General features: G+C 69.5%; 12 protein-coding genes. 8 read left to right on the top strand and 4 right to left on the bottom strand.

Features of this window, described 5'->3' with window-relative positions; translation table 11 throughout:
- Positions 1 to 6: 6 nt before the first annotated feature.
- Together ACIRJP_RS02685 and ACIRJP_RS02680 are read right to left on the bottom strand one after the other, a co-directional pair.
- Entirely contained in the window at positions 7 to 2,061 is a 2,055-nt protein-coding gene (locus tag ACIRJP_RS02685; protein ID WP_404167421.1) for a phosphocholine-specific phospholipase C, read from the bottom strand.
- Positions 2,062 to 2,166: 105 nt separating this feature from the next.
- Positions 2,167 to 2,424 (bottom strand): hypothetical protein, encoded by a 258-nt coding sequence (locus ACIRJP_RS02680; RefSeq protein WP_404167419.1) that lies wholly within the window; start codon positions 2,422 to 2,424, stop codon positions 2,167 to 2,169.
- A 547-nt stretch (positions 2,425 to 2,971) separates the two neighbouring features.
- Between ACIRJP_RS02680 and ACIRJP_RS02675 the strand changes: the two genes are divergently transcribed.
- From ACIRJP_RS02675 to ACIRJP_RS02645, 7 genes are all read left to right on the top strand, one after another.
- Positions 2,972 to 4,174, top strand: a complete 1,203-nt coding sequence (locus ACIRJP_RS02675; protein WP_404167417.1) for an aminotransferase class V-fold PLP-dependent enzyme — start codon at positions 2,972 to 2,974, stop codon at positions 4,172 to 4,174.
- A complete protein-coding gene (locus ACIRJP_RS02670; RefSeq protein WP_404167415.1) occupies positions 4,159 to 5,493 on the top strand; it encodes an ABC transporter substrate-binding protein in 1,335 nt (444 codons plus the stop codon). The genes ACIRJP_RS02675 and ACIRJP_RS02670 overlap by 16 nt, the downstream gene beginning before the upstream one ends.
- Before the next feature lie 5 nt (positions 5,494 to 5,498).
- A complete protein-coding gene (locus ACIRJP_RS02665) occupies positions 5,499 to 6,461 on the top strand; it encodes a carbohydrate ABC transporter permease (protein ID WP_404167413.1) in 963 nt (320 codons plus the stop codon).
- Positions 6,458 to 7,273, top strand: a complete 816-nt coding sequence (locus tag ACIRJP_RS02660) for a carbohydrate ABC transporter permease (protein WP_404167411.1) — start codon at positions 6,458 to 6,460, stop codon at positions 7,271 to 7,273. Before ACIRJP_RS02665 ends, ACIRJP_RS02660 begins: the two co-directional genes overlap by 4 nt.
- Positions 7,274 to 7,278: 5 nt before the next feature.
- Positions 7,279 to 9,180: a glycoside hydrolase family 36 protein gene (locus ACIRJP_RS02655; protein ID WP_404167409.1), complete on the top strand. Its 1,902-nt coding sequence runs from the start codon at positions 7,279 to 7,281 to the stop codon at positions 9,178 to 9,180.
- A gap of 57 nt (positions 9,181 to 9,237) precedes the next feature.
- Complete coding sequence (locus ACIRJP_RS02650) at positions 9,238 to 10,266, top strand: LacI family DNA-binding transcriptional regulator (RefSeq protein ID WP_404167407.1); 1,029 nt, start codon at positions 9,238 to 9,240, stop codon at positions 10,264 to 10,266.
- Between the two features lie 525 nt (positions 10,267 to 10,791).
- Positions 10,792 to 11,019: a hypothetical protein gene (locus tag ACIRJP_RS02645; RefSeq protein WP_404167405.1), complete on the top strand. Its 228-nt coding sequence runs from the start codon at positions 10,792 to 10,794 to the stop codon at positions 11,017 to 11,019.
- Between the two features lie 367 nt (positions 11,020 to 11,386).
- On the opposite strand, the gene ACIRJP_RS02640 is transcribed toward ACIRJP_RS02645, so the two are convergent.
- Both ACIRJP_RS02640 and ACIRJP_RS02635 read right to left on the bottom strand, forming a co-directional pair.
- On the bottom strand, positions 11,387 to 13,537 hold the full coding sequence (locus ACIRJP_RS02640; protein WP_404167403.1) for a DUF6351 family protein: 2,151 nt from the start codon (positions 13,535 to 13,537) through the stop codon (positions 11,387 to 11,389).
- A gap of 138 nt (positions 13,538 to 13,675) precedes the next feature.
- On the bottom strand, positions 13,676 to 14,818 hold the full coding sequence (locus tag ACIRJP_RS02635; protein WP_404167401.1) for a mandelate racemase/muconate lactonizing enzyme family protein: 1,143 nt from the start codon (positions 14,816 to 14,818) through the stop codon (positions 13,676 to 13,678).
- A gap of 260 nt (positions 14,819 to 15,078) precedes the next feature.
- Between ACIRJP_RS02635 and ACIRJP_RS02630 the strand changes: the two genes are divergently transcribed.
- Positions 15,079 to 16,080 (top strand): LacI family DNA-binding transcriptional regulator, encoded by a 1,002-nt coding sequence (locus tag ACIRJP_RS02630; RefSeq protein ID WP_404167399.1) that lies wholly within the window; start codon positions 15,079 to 15,081, stop codon positions 16,078 to 16,080.
- Positions 16,081 to 16,208 lie beyond the last annotated feature (128 nt).

The raw sequence follows: 16,208 nt of genomic DNA, 5'->3' as shown, positions 1-16,208 counted from the left end.
CAGGTCTCACACGGTTGCGATGCCCGGGTCGCTCACGCCGACCCGACCGTTCTCGACGTGCCCGGCCAGGCGTCGCAGGTATCCGGCGTTGCCCTCGACGACGATCGTCAGGTCGTACCATCGCTTGGTCGCGCACAGGTCGATGCTCTGCTCGACGGTGGCGCCGGCGCGGACCGTACAGGTCTGGCGCCGGCCTCCGTACGCGTTGGTCACGGTGAGGTGTGCGTCGACGGTCGACGGGTTGGTCAGGGTGAGCTTCAGGTTGCCGGCGTCGTGGCGTGCCGTCACCTCCGGCTCGGCGGCCTTGTTGTTGCCCTTGAAAGCGCGCAGGAACCCGTTCGGGCCGTGGGCCGTGAGGTCGTAACCGCCGCCGGAATAATACGAGTTCCAGCTGTCGGAGACGGGCTTCCCGGCTGCCGCCGTGTACGTCCACGGGCCGTCGGTGCGATTCAGGGAACGTACCTGGAAGGCGGCGCCCGCCTGGTCCCCTGCGCTGAACGTCAGCTTGTACTTGCCGGTCGAGAGGTCTGCGGCCCCATCGACGTACGGAGCGTAGGAGAGCGGGCGGCTCGGCCGCGCCCCCGCCTCCTGCCGGGGCAGGGCCCCCTGGGCGGGTGGCCGCGGTACGTAGCTGTTGTGTCGGTCACGGTCCGGCGGGGCGTAGCCCGCGGTGTCCGGCAGGTCGGCCGGGTTCGTGTTCTTGAGGGAGAAGTCGAAGGCGGATGTGAGGTCACCGCAGATGGCGCGCCGCCATGGCGAGATGTTGGTCTCCTTCACCCCGAACCGGTTCTCCATGAAGCGCAGGATCGAGGTGTGGTCGAAGGTCTCGGAGCAGACGTATCCGCCGGTGGACCATGGCGAGACAACGATCATCGGGACACGCTGCCCGAGGCCGTACGGGCCTGCTGCGTATCCGATACTGCCCTTGTAGTGGTCGAGCGTTGTATCGACGGTGGACAGGCCCTGGCCGGCGGAGGCCGGCGGATAGGGCGGCACGACGTGGTCGAAGTAGCCGTCGTTCTCGTCGTATGTGATGAACAGGGCGGTCCTGCTCCATACCTCGGGGTTCGAGGTGAGCGCGTCAAGGACGTGCGAGATGTACCAAGCGCCATAGTTCGCAGGCCAGTTGGGGTGTTCGGAGAACGCTTCGGGGGCGGCGATCCAGGAGATCTGCGGCAGCCTGCCGGCCCTGACGTCGGCTTTGAGGATGTCGAAGTATCCGTCTCCCGCCTTGGCGTTCGTGCCGGTGCGGGCCTTTTCGTAAAGGGGGTCTCCGGGCTTGGCATTGCGGTAGTTGTTGAAGTACAGCAGGGAATTGTCGCCGTAGTTGCCGCGGTATGCGTCGTTGATCCAGCCCCAGCCGCCGGCCGCGTCGAGGCCGTCGCCGATGTCCTGGTACACCTTCCAGGAAATGCCTGCCTTCTCAAGGCGCTCGGCGTACGTCGTCCAGCCGTAGCCCGCTTCCTGATTGCCGAGGACCGGTCCGCCGCCGGTGCCGTCATTGCCGACGTGTCCGGAAAGCATGTAGTAGCGGTTCGGGTCGGTCGCACCCATGAACGAGCAGTGGTAGTCGTCGCAGACGGTGAATTTATCGGCGAGGGCGTAGTGGAACGGGATGTCTTCCCGGGTCAGGTACGCCATGGTGCCGGTTCCCTTGGCGGGGATCCAGTTGTCGTACTTACCGTTGTTGAACGCGCTGTGCCCACCGGCCCAGTCGTGGTCGAGGCCTGCGATGAACTGCATGCCCAGGTCGTCGGCGTCCGGGTGGTACGGCAGAGTTTCCTTGCCGAAGAAGCTTGCCTGATGCCATACCGGCTTGCCGCTGGGCAGTGTCACCGGGCGGGGGTCGCCGAAGCCCCGGACGCCCTTCATCGACCCGAAGTAATGATCGAAGGAACGGTTCTCCTGCATGAGGACGACGATGTGTTCGACGTCCTGGACAGTTCCACTGCGGCGCGCCGCGGGGATGGCTGCGGCGCGGTCGATGGATCCGGACAGAGCGGTGAACCCCGCGGTGGCTCCCGCGATTTGAAGGAAGCGACGCCGGTTGATTTCGGTCATGGCTGTGGGGATCCTCCTGTTGCTTCAGTGATTTCCGTCCACGATGAGCGGCAGACGGAGTATTCAAGAGAACCCGGGCTTATGGAAGGAGGGCCGAGGTGACAGTCACGCAAAATATGGGTGGATAGTGCGCGGGACGTCGGCGCACAGCCGCAGATCGTCCCACAAGTCCCATTCCGCTGCCTTCGGATCGGCTTCCGTCCCGTAGGCGCGGGCGTCACCTTCGTCGTACGCAACCGCTTCTCCGAGCTGCCGCAGACGTTCATTCATGTCCGATTCACGGGCGGCGGACAGGAGTTCGCGCACCCCCGCCGCGAGGAACTGCCGCCCCGGGTTACCGGCAAGGCGCGGCATCCCGTGCACCGCGAGCTCCTGCCGACCCGCAGAGTGTGTTCGCCACACCGGATCCCGGAGTTCACCGGAGGGGTGATCTGACGACCCGGAGCTGAATTTCCGGCCGCCGACGGAAGCGTCCTCGCCCGCTACGAGGACGCCCTCCCCCGCGACATCGATTCGCTCCCGGGGACAACAGCATCGTCAGGGTACGTACGGATTCCTGTCCGTGGGGCCGGCCCGCGACCACTCCTTCGGGGCCGATGCCACTGGCGTCGATGCCGGTCAGTACCAGCTGACGTTGTTGCGAACCGGGGAGTGCACCGGTGCGGCCGACCCATGCCGAACGGATGGGCGGTCGGCGGTGGGTGCGGTGCCACGCCGACGCGCGGGCGGCGCCGCACCGGATCCACGTGACCGTGAGGGGCTTGCGCATACCGCCCACCCGCGCCGGGCCGGTCGGCCGTCTCGCTGGGAAGTAGTTGCGCTGAACGTCTTGCCGGGTCGTCCCGATCTCTCTACTGTGAACCTTCAAATTCCTGAAGATGCGTGTATCGAGCTCTGTTAGGTCATTCTTTTGAACGATCAAATCTGTCCGGCACCCGAAGCCGCCACCCCCGCGATCTCCGGTCCGGCTTCCGCTCACGGTCCGAGGGCGGGCTACCTCGACTACGCCAGGATCGGCCCGCTCTCCCGCCCGGCCGCCGCCGCGCTCGCCGCCACGACCGCGCTCGCCGCCCGCCTCGACCCCACCGACCTCGACCGGCTGTTCGCCCTCAGCGATGCCGCCCAGACTTCGGCCGCCAGGCTGCTCGACGCCCGTCGACACGAGATCGCCCTCGCCCCGTCCACCAGCAACGGCCTCTTCACCGTGGCCGCCGCACTCCACGGCCCCGGTACCGTCCTGGTGCCCCGCGACGAGTTCCCCGCCAACCTCTACCCCTGGCTTCGCTTCGCGGGCCGCGGCGGCCCCGCCGTCCGCCTCGTCGACCCGGACGGGCAGCGGCACATCACCCCCGACCTCCTGCGCCGCCACCTCACTCCCGACGTCACCGCCCTCGCCGTCAGCGCCGTCGACTCGCTCACCGGCCACCTGGCACCGCTCGCCGCCCTCAAGGAGGTCCTCGGGCCCGGCCGGCTGCTGATCGTCGACGCCATCCAGGGCCTGGGTTCCGTCCCACTCGAAGTGGACGCCGCAGACGTCCTCGTCAGCGGCGGCCAGAAGTGGCTGCGGGCCGGCTGGGGAGCCGCGCTGCTACTGATCCGCGACCGGTGCGCCGAGCGCCTGGCTCCCGGGCTCGGTGGCTGGGCCGGCGTCGCGGAGCCCTTCGCGCCCCGGCATCCGGCGCCACCGCTGCCTGGGGCCGCCGCCCATCTCGCCACCAACCCGGACTTCCCGGCCGCCGCAGCCATCGGCGCAGCCATCGACGACCTGTTCGAGCAGGGCGGCCCGGCCGCCGTCGGCGCCCGTATCCGCGTCACCCTCGCCGAACTGCTCGACCATGCCCGGCGGGCCGGCGCCGACATCCTGCTGGACGGACCCGGTCCCCACGAGCGCGCCGGCATCGGCACCTTCCGCCTGCCCGGCCACGACCCCGCCACCGTCCACCGCACCCTCGAAGCGGCCGGCCTGATCACCACCCGCCGTGACGAGTGGATCCGGCTGTCTCCCCACATCTCCACCCCGGACGCCGCGACCGACCTGTTCGCCGAGGCACTGCACACCCTCACTCACCGCACAACCCACTATCCCCAGGAGCCGACATGTCCCATCAACTGAGCCGCCGCCGGCTGCTCCAGATCGCCACCGCCTCCGCCGCCGGACTCGGCCTGGCCGCCTGCGGCGGCAACGGCTCGGGCAGCGGCACCACCGGCGGCGACGGCGACAGCGGCCGGATCACCGTCTGGAGCTGGACCACCGCGGCCGAGGCCCTGCGCGGCGTCGTCCCCTCATTCGAGCGGGACAACCCCGGCATCGAGGTCGATGTCCAGGACGTCGGCAACCCGGCCATCTGGGACAAGATCACTGTCGGCCTCGCATCGGGCGGCAAGGGGCTCGCCGACGTCCTGCACATCGGTGTCGACTACCTGCCCGGCTACCTGGAGAAGTTCCCCGACGGCCTCGCCGACCTGTCCGGTCTCGGGGCCGACCGGTACAGGACAGATTTCGCCCAAGGGTTGTGGCCGACCGTCATAGGCAAGGACAAGGCCGCCCGTGCCCTCCCGTGGGAGGTCAACCCGCTCGGTCTGTTCTATCGGCAGGACTACTTCGACAAGGCCGGTGTCGATCCCGCGGACATCAGCAGCTGGGACGACCTGATCGCCGCCGGACCGAAGATCCTCGCCGCCACCGGCGCCCGACTGCTCGGGCTCGACAAGCCCGGCACCACCCCGGACATGGACTTCTTCCAGAACCTGATGCAGCTTCAGGGGGCTTTCTACTTCAACCAGCAAGGCGAGATCACACTCGCCTCCCCGGAAGCCGTCCGGGCCCTCACCATCATCAAGCGGCTCGACGACGGCGGTCTGCTCGCCGACACCGCGGGCCAGGGCACCAGGAAGCGCCTGCTCGGCCAGGGCAAGCTCGCCACGTCACCGGACCCCGCCTGGGCGGTCGAGTACCTGGCGGCCAAGTTCCCCGACCAGAAGGGGAAATGGCGTGTCATGCAGCCTCCCGCCGCTGTGCCCGGGGGCGGTCGCAGCGCCATCGTCAACTCCACCTACCTGGCTGTCTCCGAATCGAGCAAGCGCCGCCGGGCCGCCTGGCGATTCATCGAATACGCACTCACCAAGCCCGTCGAGATCAACCGGATGTTCACCTCCGGTGGCGTCTTCCCCGCCCTCAGCGCGGCGTACGACGATCCGAAGTTCAGCGCGCCTCACCCGTTCTACGGCGGTCAGAAGGTACTGAAGACCTTCGTCGACACGCTCGGCTACGGATCCGAAGCCACCAACTTCACCGCCGATTACACCCGAGCTCTCAAGCTCGCCAGTGACGCCCAGAGCCAGGTCCTGGTCAAGGGCGCCGATCCGGGCAACGCTCTCAAGGCCGCCGCCGAACGGCTCGCGCAGCAGACCGGCCGGCAGCAGGCGGCCTGACCACCATGTCCCTCGCCCCGCCCGAACACGCTCCCGCCACCGCCACCGCCACCCCGGCCGGCCGCGGCACCCCCACACACACCGACCGCGCCCGCCCGGGCCGACGCCGGCTGCTGACCCGCGATTCCGTCCCGTACTTGTTGATCACGCCCGCCGTCCTGGGATTCGCGATCTTCAAGGCGTACCCCATCGTCTCCTCGCTCTGGATCAGCCTCACCACCGGCAACGGCGACAGCCGGCACTTCGCCGGAATCGCCAACTACCGGCGTCTGCTGGACGATCCGCTGTTCTGGACCGCGCTGAAGAACACCGCGCTGATCCTGGTCGTCCAAGTGCCGCTGATGCTCGGCCTGGCCCTGCTCGTCGCCCTCGCCCTCAATTCCACCAAGGTCCGGCTGCGTCCGCTCTGGCGACTCGGCGTCTTCGTCCCCTCGCTGACCGGACTGGTCGCCGCGGGCGTGATGTTCTCCGTGATCCTCAACCGCGACGCCGGGCTGCTGAACTGGGTACTCTCCCTGTTCGGCGTCGACCGGGTGAACTGGCTCGGCAGCCCCTTCTGGGCGCGCGTGGGCGTCGTCCTCGTCATCACCTGGCACTACACCGGCTACAACGCGGTGATGTACCTCGCCGGCCTGCAGGGCATTCCCCGGGAGTTGTACGAGGCCGCGATGGTCGACGGCGCGGGACCGGTCCGCCGCTTCGTCTCCATCACCCTTCCCCAGCTGCGGCCGATCCTGCTCCTCACCGTGGTGCTCTCCACCATCGGCACCCTGCAGCTCTTCGACGAGCCGTACGTCCTCACCGGCGGCGGCCCCGACAACGCCACCTTGACGGTCACCATGTACCTCTACAACAACGGCTTCAAGTACTTCGACTTCGGCTACGCCTCGGCCATCGCCTACGCGCTCGCTCTGATCGTGTCCGTGCTCGGCATCCTTCAGGTCCGTCTGATGGGAGAGCGCCGGTGAAGCCCCGAGGCCCCCTGCTCACCCTGCTGCTCGCGGGCGCCTTCGCGCTCTGCGTCGGTCCGTTCTACTGGCTCGCCGTCGCCGCGACCCAGGAGGACAAGGACGTGTTCTCCTGGCCGCCGAAACTGCTGCCCGGCGGCCACCTCATGGAGAACCTCCGAGGACTCGAGGAGTCCATCGGACTCACCCGGGTCCTGCTCAACACCCTGCTGGTGGCGGGCGTCCAGACGATGGGTGCCGTCGCCGTCTCGGTCCTGGCCGGATACGCCTTCGCCAAGTTCGACTTCCGCGGGCGCAACCTGTTCTTCGTCCTGCTGCTCAGCACCCTGGTCATCCCCGACACGGTCATGCTGATCCCGATCTTCCAGATGATGATGGAACTGGGCCTGATCGACTCCTACCAGTCCATCATCCTGCCCGGACTGGTCACCCCGTTCGGCATCTTCCTGATGCGGCAGGCACTGCGCTCCATGCCCGACGAACTCCTCGACGCCGCCCGCGTCGACGGCGCCGGCGAACTGCGGGTGCTGTGGCGGATCGTCATCCCGGTCAACCGGCCGGTCATCGCGGCACTCGCGCTGTTCGTCTTCCTCGGCAGCTGGAACCAGTTCGTCTGGCCGCTGATCGCGCTGCGCAGCCCCGAGATGTACACGCTGCCCGTGGCCACCGCGACCTTGCAGGGGCTGTCGACCACCAACTACGCGCAGGTCCTGCTCGCCGCGGGCATCGCCGCCATCCCCGTGATGGCCCTCTTCCTCGTCCTGCAACGCCAGTTCATCTCCGGCCTGTTGGCCGGGGCCACCAAGGAGTGACCACCATGACCACCGCACCACGCCCCGTGGGCGAGCACACCGGGAGTCCGCACGTGCCCGCCGAGCCGGACGCCACCCCGCAGCAGCCCGTCCCGGTGTGGCGCCCGAACACGCCGGCCGGGGCCACTCCCGACACCACCGGCCACCGGCAGCTCGCCACCGGCCTGTTCGACTCCACCGGAGCCCCGCTCGACGTCCACCTCACCGGGCTCGGCTGCGACCGGCTGGAGACCGTCGTCACCCCGGTCGGCGACGGCGTGGCCCTGATCGAGGTCACGACTGCGGCCGCGGCCACCGTCCGTGCCGAATGGCGGGTTCCCTGCCTCGGGGCCACCGCCTACTGGACCCCGGACACCAACGCCTCCCACTGGCTGCCGCCGTCCTGGATCGCCCCCCGGACCGTCTCGCTCGCCCTGGGCGCCCCCGTCGCCAGTCTGGTCGGCGCCGACGACCGCGCCCTGTGCACCGCCGCCGCCGACGAGACCTCGGCACCCGTGCGCGTCGGCGCCGGCGTGGTGGAGGAAAGCAGCGAGTTCGCCTTCACCGTGGAACAGGACCTCACTCCGGACGGGCCGCCGCTGCGGCTGCGGATCGATCTCAGCGGCCGGCACTTCGCCGCCACCCTGCAGGCCGTCACCGCCTGGTGGGCCGAGGGCCTGCACCACCCCGGTGTCTCCCCCGCCGCCCGGATGCCCGCGTACTCCACCTGGTACAGCCTCCACCAGAACGTCGACGACACCGCCGTCGAACGCCAGGCCTCCCTCGCCGCGGCCGTCGGCTGCGAGAGCATCATCGTCGACGACGGCTGGCAGACCACCGACCGTGCGCGCGGCTACGGCCACTGCGGCGACTGGGAGCCCAACCCGGCGGCCTTCCCCGACCCCGCGGCCCACGTCGCCGAGGTCCACCGGATCGGTCTCGCCTACCTCCTGTGGTACGCACTGCCGTTCATCGGGCGCCACAACGATGCCTGGGACCGCTTCAAGGCAACGGTCCTGCGCGAGGAACCCCTCCTGGACGCGGCCGTGCTCGACCCCCGCCACCCCGAGGTCCGCGCCTACCTGGTCGAGAAGGTCTCCCGCGCCGTCGAGCAGTGGGACATGGACGGTGTGAAGCTCGACTTCATCGACCGCTTCGCCGTCCCCGATCCCCCGCCCGCCCCGGCCGGTGCCGACCGCACCGCCGTCCACGAGGGCGTGCTCCAGCTGCTCTCCGACCTCGACGCCCGCTTGCGCAGCACCCGGCCCGACGTGATCGTCGAGCACCGCCAGCCGTACGTCAGCCCCGGGCTGTGGCCGTACGCCACCATGGTCCGTGCCACCGACTGCCCGCTCAGTCCTGCCGAGAACCGCCAGCGCACCGTCGACTGCCGCCTCACCGCGGGCCCGCTCGCCGTCCATTCCGACATGATCACGTGGAACTCCGCCGAGACGCCCGAGTCCGTCGCCGTCCACCTCGTCAACGCGCTGTTCTCGGTGCCGCAGATCTCCGTCGACCTCACCACCCAGAGCCCCGACCAGCTCGCCACCCTGCGCTTCTGGCTCGGCATCTCCCGCCGGTACGCCGACGTCCTCCAGCTCGGCGTCCTGGAACCCGCCCGGCCGGACCTGGGCTACCCCCTGGTCCGCGCCCGCGACCACCGCACCACCGTGGTCGCACGCTACGCGCCACTGCCCGTCGCCCTCCCGGACCGGCACGCCGCGGACGGCCCGCAGACCCTGCTCGTCGCCAACGCGGACGGCGACCCCGCGGTGCTCCTGACCTGCCCCCGACCGGAACAGGCCCTCGCGCGCGTCCAGGACTGCCGTGGTGAGATCCTGTCCGAGACCGTGCTCGACCTCGTCGCCGGGGTGAACTCGGTGACCGTGCCGACCGGTGGCCTGCTCACCCTGACCCGCGAGCACTGAGAACCGCGGGCTGGGGGAGGCCACCGCCACCCCCAGCCCGCCGACCACAGAGGAACGATGACCGCTCGACAGGTGACCATCGAGGACGTCGCACACGCGGCCGGAGTCTCCCGCCAGACCGTCTCGAACGCCCTCAACGCACCTCACCGGCTGCGCGCCACCACCCTCGCCCGGGTCACCGCCGCCATCGACGAACTCGGTTACCAGCCCGACCAGTCCGCCCGCAGCCTGCGCACCGGTACCCGCAAGATCATCGGCTATCCCGCCCCCGCCGACAACCCTGCCGACCCCAACCCCCTGATGGGCGGCTTCCTCCAGGCGCTGGTGACCGCCGCCGACGCGGTCGGCCACCGCATCCTGGTGTTCCGTTCCGACCCCCAACAAGGCACCGGAGCAGTCGCCAGGTCCTTCAACGGACTGATCGCGGCCCGCCAGGTCGACGGGTTCGTCCTCTCCGACGTCGTCCACGACGACCCCCGTGTCGACGTGCTCACCGAGGCCGGTTTTCCGTTCGCCGCCTTCGGCCGCACCGCCCCCGGCCGCCCGCAGAACTGGGTGGACATCGACTCCACCGCCGCCACCGCCGCGCTGGTCGGGCTCCTGCTGGACCAGGGCCACCGACGGATCTGCTACCTCAACTCCGCCGCATCCCTGCCCTGGCTCGCCGACCGCAGGGCCGGCTTCCTGCAGGCAGCGGCCACCGCACCCGACGGCGCCTTCGAGGTCGGCGTTCCCGGCGACGACCCGGCCGCGCTTTCCCACGCCGTCCAGCGCCTGCTCACCGGTCCTGACCGCCCGACCGCCCTGGTATGCGCAAGCGACTGGCTCGCCCTGACCGCCTACCAGGCCGTCCGCGCGGCGGGCCTCACCGTCGGCCACGATGTCGCCGTCACCGGCTTCAACGACATCCCGCTCTGCACGCTGCTCCAGCCCGCCCTCACCAGCGCGCGCCTGCCCCTGGCCGCCATCGCGCGCGCCCTCGTCGACCAGCTGATCGCCGCCGTCGAGGACCCCGCCGCCACCCCGACGAGCGGGCTGCTGCTCCCTGCGGAGCCGGTCGTGCGCGACAGCACGCCCGGGCGGTAGCGGCGGCCGGCAGCGCACTTTGCCCGGATGTCTCCTCGGTCATGTCCGCCTGGGCGGGTTCCGCCCAGGAGCGCAGTCCGGCGGCGAACGAAGGTCGTAGCCGGGCATTCTCGCCCCCCCTGCCCTTCACGGTGTGTTCTGTCGTTGGACAGTGGGCGGAGCGGGCTGAATCTGCGGCTGATGGCTGACCTCGGTCACCTCGACCGGCGCGATGCGGAGAGCGTCCACGCTGACACGGGCAGCGCAGATCCGGGGGTTGTCCCCACCCCTGGAGGGGGTCCACCCACCTCGACGCCCGTTGTGGTGGCAACAAGGATCTGGATCTCCAAGGACGCGCACGTCACGGCTGCCGGCCGACCGGAAACCTGGGGATAGAGACTACGACAAGCGCACCACCGGGTACTCCACTGTGCACCGCGACTACTCCCTCCTCGCCGATGACGCGCTCGCTGCGCTCCGCTTGCTGGGCGACCGACCCGGAGCCGACCGGGCCAGGACCGGGATGTGGGGACTGTCCGAGGGGGCGTGGGCGGTGTCCCTGGCGGCGAGCCGGCGGCGGACGTGTCGTTCGTGATCACCGCGGGAGCGGTCGGCACGGAACCTGCCCGGCAGCAGGCATGGGCCTATGGTGAGTACCTGGCTCATGCGGGTGTCTCCGGCTCGCTTCCGCACACCGTGCGCCTCGGTCTTCTGCTTGCCGCGGGGATGGTCTTCGTGCCGTGGGGGGTGTACTGGGGGCTTCTCGTCCCTTGAGTCGTCGGGAGAGCCGCGCTGAGGGGTCGGCAGGTCACACGTGAGGGTGCGGGCCCCGCATGCCGGGGCCCGCACCTTCGGGCGTCCGCCCGTACGCTCACTGCGCCGGCGGCAGGAGGGAGGCGAGTCGGGACTCGCGCCCCTTGCTCACCGCGCGCAGCCGGTCCGGTCGGATCGATCGTCGCGCGAGCCGTCTTTGGCGCTGGGGTCTTTCGTCTGGATCAGGCCGGATCAGGGAGCGGGGGGCGGTGCCGTGCATCGCAAGGCGAAGGACGAAGTCGGATGCGTACGCCGGCATTCCCGTCCCCACCGGCATCGGAGCGAGGGGTCGCACCTGCCCCAGTCCGGTCCCTCGGCCGCGATCCTTTCACTTCCGGTCGAAGGAGAGCCATGTACCGGCGAGGTCCTGCTGACCCGCGCCGGGCTTGGACCAGTCGCAGACACCGTCCCGGAAGATCGCCTGCAGATCCTCCAACTGGCCATCGGTCACCGGCACCCGGTAGTCGGAGCGGGTCACGGGACGCTTGCGGCACTTGACGATGTCGTTGGCCACATCGGCTCCGGCGACCATCCGCGGCGATGTCCACACCGGGTAGAGGGTGTTGCACTCGGTGTTGTCGATGCCCTCGACCTGGGGCTCCGCGATCTTCTTCGCACCGGTGCCACGCGTCCAGCAGGCGTCCGTGAGACCCTGCGGCCGGTGGCGGACGATCTTTTCGATGGGAGCGTCGTCGCCGGAGTCCCCCTTGATGCCGGTGAGCCACTGGTCCATGTCGGACAGCATCCCGGCGAGGGTGAATCCGTGCCCGCTGGAGCGGGTGAGCATCACCTGGTTGGCGTGGGTGCCGTTGGCCTTGTCCAAGCGGGCCCGGGTGGAGAAGGAGTGGAAGCGCATGTGCATGTCGCCGGCGGCCGCGTCGTCGGTGTAGTCGCGGTAGTCGATGATCGGGACGTCGGCGAGGCCACCGCCGCCGTTCAGCATGCGGCCCGTGCGGTAGGCGAGCCGTACCGCCTTGAGATCGGCGACGGTGCGCTCCGCGGCAGGCTTGGCGTCGTCGTCGAGGCCGCCGATGCGCCGGTTCAGGTCGATGAACTGGTCCATGTCGATGGCCCCCTTGTTCAGGGCCTCAAGTCCGTACTGGATACCGGTGTTGTCGAGCGGTCTGCGCGCCTTCCCGGTCTCCGGTACCTCGCCGTAGACATTCACGGTGTGGCTGTAGACGTCACAGCGGGCACCGTCCGGGTTGGTGCCGGGGTCGTAGCGCTGCCCCGCGGGCAGCTGGGACGGGCAGTAGACCGTGGGGTCGATCCGGCCGGCGGCGCGGGCCAGGCTGCCGATGCTCTCCCACTTGCCGAACCCGGAGACCGCCCGCTGCTGCTCCTCGGTGAACGCGTCCGGCGCGACATCCTTGAAGTAGTGGTTCAGAAGCTGGGCGTCGCTGAGCGTCTGAATCGTCCCGAAGCCGACGTCGGGGAAGCTGCAGCCGGAGAGGATGCCGTCCAGCAGACCCGGGTAGTTGTCGGCGATCTGGTGGGTCTGGTACGAGCCGCCGGAGCAGCCGTTTCCGATGGTGAAGGCCGGGTCGCCGTACGTCTCCACGAAGCGTTCCTTGACCATGCTCATGGTCTCCGCGGCCAGCAGGTCGTTGCAGTTGTTTCCGAAGACGTTCAGCGTGGACGATGCGACGCCGTAGCCCTTGCTCAGATACGTGTCGTTCATGATGCCGACGGTGTTGCGGCCCTGGACGTACCAGCCGCCGTTGCAGCCCCCGCCGAAGCCGTACACGAGGCGCCCGTTCCAGCCCGGCCCGCGTTGCAGCGGGTCGGGGGCGGCGGACTGCGGATCGTGCAGCACGGCCGTCTCGTAGATGGCTCGGTTGATGGTGCCGGTCTCGACGCGGACGATGTACGGCACCTTCTTGCCCGTGCTCGTCGTGGCCGTGGCCAGGTCGGCAGGTCGGGCACTCTCGTCGGGCAGCGGAACGAACTTGCCGGCCGTGGTGCGGTACATGTAGTCGACGCGGGTCCTGACCGAGCAGTCCTCGTCGAGCGGCTGCCCGAGGGTGCCGCCGGTCACCGTCTTGAACTCGGCGGTGTCGCAGACGAACGGCTGCTCGTGCGGCCCGGCGAACACCGGCCCCGTGATGGGGTGGTTCTTCAGGGTCAGCTGTCCGGCGTCGGCGCCCGGAGCCCGGGCCGTGAGCCTGTTGTCGCCCTTGGACAACTCCTTCACCACGCCCATCAGCGCATGGTCGCCAAAGGCCCGGAAGCTCGACGTCACGTCCCGGCCCGCCACCTCGACCCGGACCCCGTCGGCCGCCACGGAGGCGGGCACCTCGACGCGTATCAGGGCATCGTCTCCCGACACCGTGCCGGGCCGCGACGACACGGCGCTCACCTGTAGCTTCTCGCGTTCCTGGCTGCCGGCCGGCGTCGCCGACGCGCCTATCAGCACACCCATGAACGCTGTGCCGGCAAGGACCAGTTCGACCGGTCTCGCGGCTCGTGTGAATGACACCACGGAGTTCCCCTCGCTTCTGAAGTCTGAGGTCGTGCTCGGAGGTTGTGCTCGGAGGCCGTGCTCTGAGGTCGTGCTCGGAGTACGGGCGCGGGCTCGGGACCGCGCGACCGCCCGGAACCGGCCGGATCCGCCCGGCTACCAGTTGGTGAACGCCCCGTCCGCCGTGCGCAAGTGCGGGCGCTCGGCCGCCGCGGCCTGGTACCGGCGCGCCGCCTCCAGGTCGATGTCGACGCCGATGCCGGGCAGTTCGCTCAGCTCCACCCGCCCCGGCAGGATCGTCGGCCGCGCGGTGAAGAGGGCTGCGATGGCCGGGTCGGGGTCGGTCTGGTGCTCCTGAATCGCCATATTGGGGCAGGCCAGGTTGAGCTGGAGCGAGGAGGCGGCGGTGACCGGGCCGAGGGGGTTGTGGGTGGCGAGCTTGATGTGGTGGGTCTCCGCCATCGCCGCGATCTTCTTCGCCTCGGTCAGGCCCGCGGCGACCCCGACGTCCACTCGCGCGTAATCGATGAGATCATCTTCGATGAGTGTCCTGAACTCCCATTTGGATCCGTACTGCTCACCTGCGGCCAGCGGTACGCCGGTACGCGCCCGCAGCATGCGGTAGCTGTCCGGGTTCTCACAGCGCAGCGGGTCCTCGACGAAGTACGGGCGGGCCGCCTCGATCTCCCGGCACAGGGTCAGCGCCTCCGGCGGATCCAGGCGGGTGTGGACGTCGAGGATCAACTCCACCTCGTCGCCGACCGCATCCCGGACCTCGTGGAAGAGACCGACCGAGTCACGCAGGCAGCGGCGGGCGTCGAGCCTGCCGTCGGCGTCGTGCGGCGAGGCGAACCGCAGATGGCGCCAGCCCTCAGCGACCAGGCCGCGGCAGCGGTCCAGGAACCACGCGCGGTCGTGGTAGCCGTCGCCGACATGCACATAGGCGGGTACGTGATCACGCACCCGACCCCCGAGGAGTTCATGCACCGGCACGCCGAGCGCCTTGCCCCGGATGTCCCAGAGCGCCACGTCCACTGCTGCGATGGCGGCGCCGAGTATGCGGTCGGCGGGAAAGAAACCGCGCCGGAACATCACCTGCCAGAGGTGCTCGATCCGTCGCGGGTCCTCGCCGACGATCAGCTCCGCCAGGTGCTCGAGACCGCCCGCGACCGCCCGTTGGCGCGACCTGATGCCGACCTCGCCCAAGCCGTGGATGCCCTCGTCGGTGTCGACCACGACCAGCATCATGCTGTCGCCGTGGTCGGGAAGAGTCAGCACTTCCAGGCTGGTGATCTTCATGCCACTCCTCTATGAAAACGTTCCCGCAATTGCAGTGCCGTTCTTGAGAACACATCATCAGCAGCAGTCGAGCCGAAGCACAAGTCCCGTGCACCCAGCGGATTTTCCTCGATGAAATAGTTCTGACACACGTCTTGACACGTCCCGGGAACGTTCGCAAACATCAACCGCATTCGCAGGGTCCAGACGCGAGACGATCGGGATCCCCCGGATCAGGAAGACCGGGGTCCCCCGGGCTCAAGACGACGAGGAGGCCGTCCGTGGCAGTCACGATCCGGGAGGTGGCGAGCGCCGCGGGCGTCTCGGTGTCGACGGTGTCCCGCGCGTTCACCGCACCCGACCAGGTGCAGCCGACGACCCGGCAGCGCATCCTCGACGCCGCGGCCGAGCTCGGCTACTCACCCAACCCGGCGGCCCGTTCACTGCGCGGCGGCGGCACCGGAACGCTCGGCCTGATCGTCCCGGACATCGCCAACCCGTTCTTCCCGCCGATCATCAAGGCGATGCAGGCCCGCGCCCGACACCTGGGCTACACGGTTCTGGTCGCCGACAGCGACGAGCGCGAGGCCGACGAACTGGCGGCCATCGCGGCCGTCTCGAAGCGGGTCGACGGCCTGATCCTGTGGGCCTCCACCCTCACCGAGGACCGGCTCCATGAACTCGCGGGCCGGATGCCGCTGGTGGTGGTGAACCGTCACGTCCCGGGCATCCCCGAGGTCCGGATCTCCCTGTCCGCCGGCATCTCCCAGGCCGCCGAGCAGTTGAAGGCGTACGGTCATCGGCGCTGTGTCTTCATCAACGCGTCCCGCGCCGAGCTGAGCCGCGGGAAGTCCATCCAGGAGTCCTTCGAAGCACTCGACCTCTCCCTGTCCGAGCTCGGCCCGTACGAGCCGCGGTTCGAGACGGGCGTGCACGCCGCCACCCTCGTCGCCGCGCACGACGCGACCGCCGTGATCGCCCACAACGACCTGGTCGCCCTCGGCGTGCTGCACCAGATGGCAAACCTCGGCGTGAGCGTGCCGCGCGACGTCAGTGTCATCGGCATCGACGACACACTGCTCGCCTCCGTCTCCACTCCCAGCCTCACCACGATCAGGATCGACCCCGAAGAGATCGCCACGCGGGCGGGGGACCTCCTGATCGAGACGATCGCGAACACAACAGGCCGCACCGGACGGGGACCCGATGCCGCTTCCCCCATCGTGGAGATCGGCTCCCGCCTGATCCCCCGCGCCTCGACGGGCCCCGCACCCGCGCACTGACCACCCACGGCACACACCACCACAACGAGCAAAGCACCGCACAACACCGCGCTACACCGCACCGCACCCACTCCTGCCCTTCTTGGAGCCGTTATGCCCAGAAACTCCCGCTGTGCGGCCATACTTGG

Origin of the sequence: Streptomyces sp. NPDC102437, from assembly GCF_044765565.1 — a bacterium.
GTDB lineage: Bacteria > Actinomycetota > Actinomycetes > Streptomycetales > Streptomycetaceae > Streptomyces.
This window is presented reverse-complemented; position numbering and strand designations above follow the sequence as displayed.

Bases quoted from the DNA above. Each gene is read 5' to 3' on its own strand.
- ACIRJP_RS02685 (WP_404167421.1), bottom strand. From the start codon at position 2,061: ATGACCGAAATCAACCGGCGTCGCTTCCTTCAAATCGCGGGAGCCACC.
- ACIRJP_RS02650 (WP_404167407.1), top strand. From the start codon at position 9,238: ATGACCGCTCGACAGGTGACCATCGAGGACGTCGCACACGCGGCCGGA.
- ACIRJP_RS02635 (WP_404167401.1), bottom strand. From the start codon at position 14,818: ATGAAGATCACCAGCCTGGAAGTGCTGACTCTTCCCGACCACGGCGAC.
- ACIRJP_RS02670 (WP_404167415.1), top strand. From the start codon at position 4,159: ATGTCCCATCAACTGAGCCGCCGCCGGCTGCTCCAGATCGCCACCGCC.
- ACIRJP_RS02665 (WP_404167413.1), top strand. From the start codon at position 5,499: ATGTCCCTCGCCCCGCCCGAACACGCTCCCGCCACCGCCACCGCCACC.
- ACIRJP_RS02655 (WP_404167409.1), top strand. From the start codon at position 7,279: ATGACCACCGCACCACGCCCCGTGGGCGAGCACACCGGGAGTCCGCAC.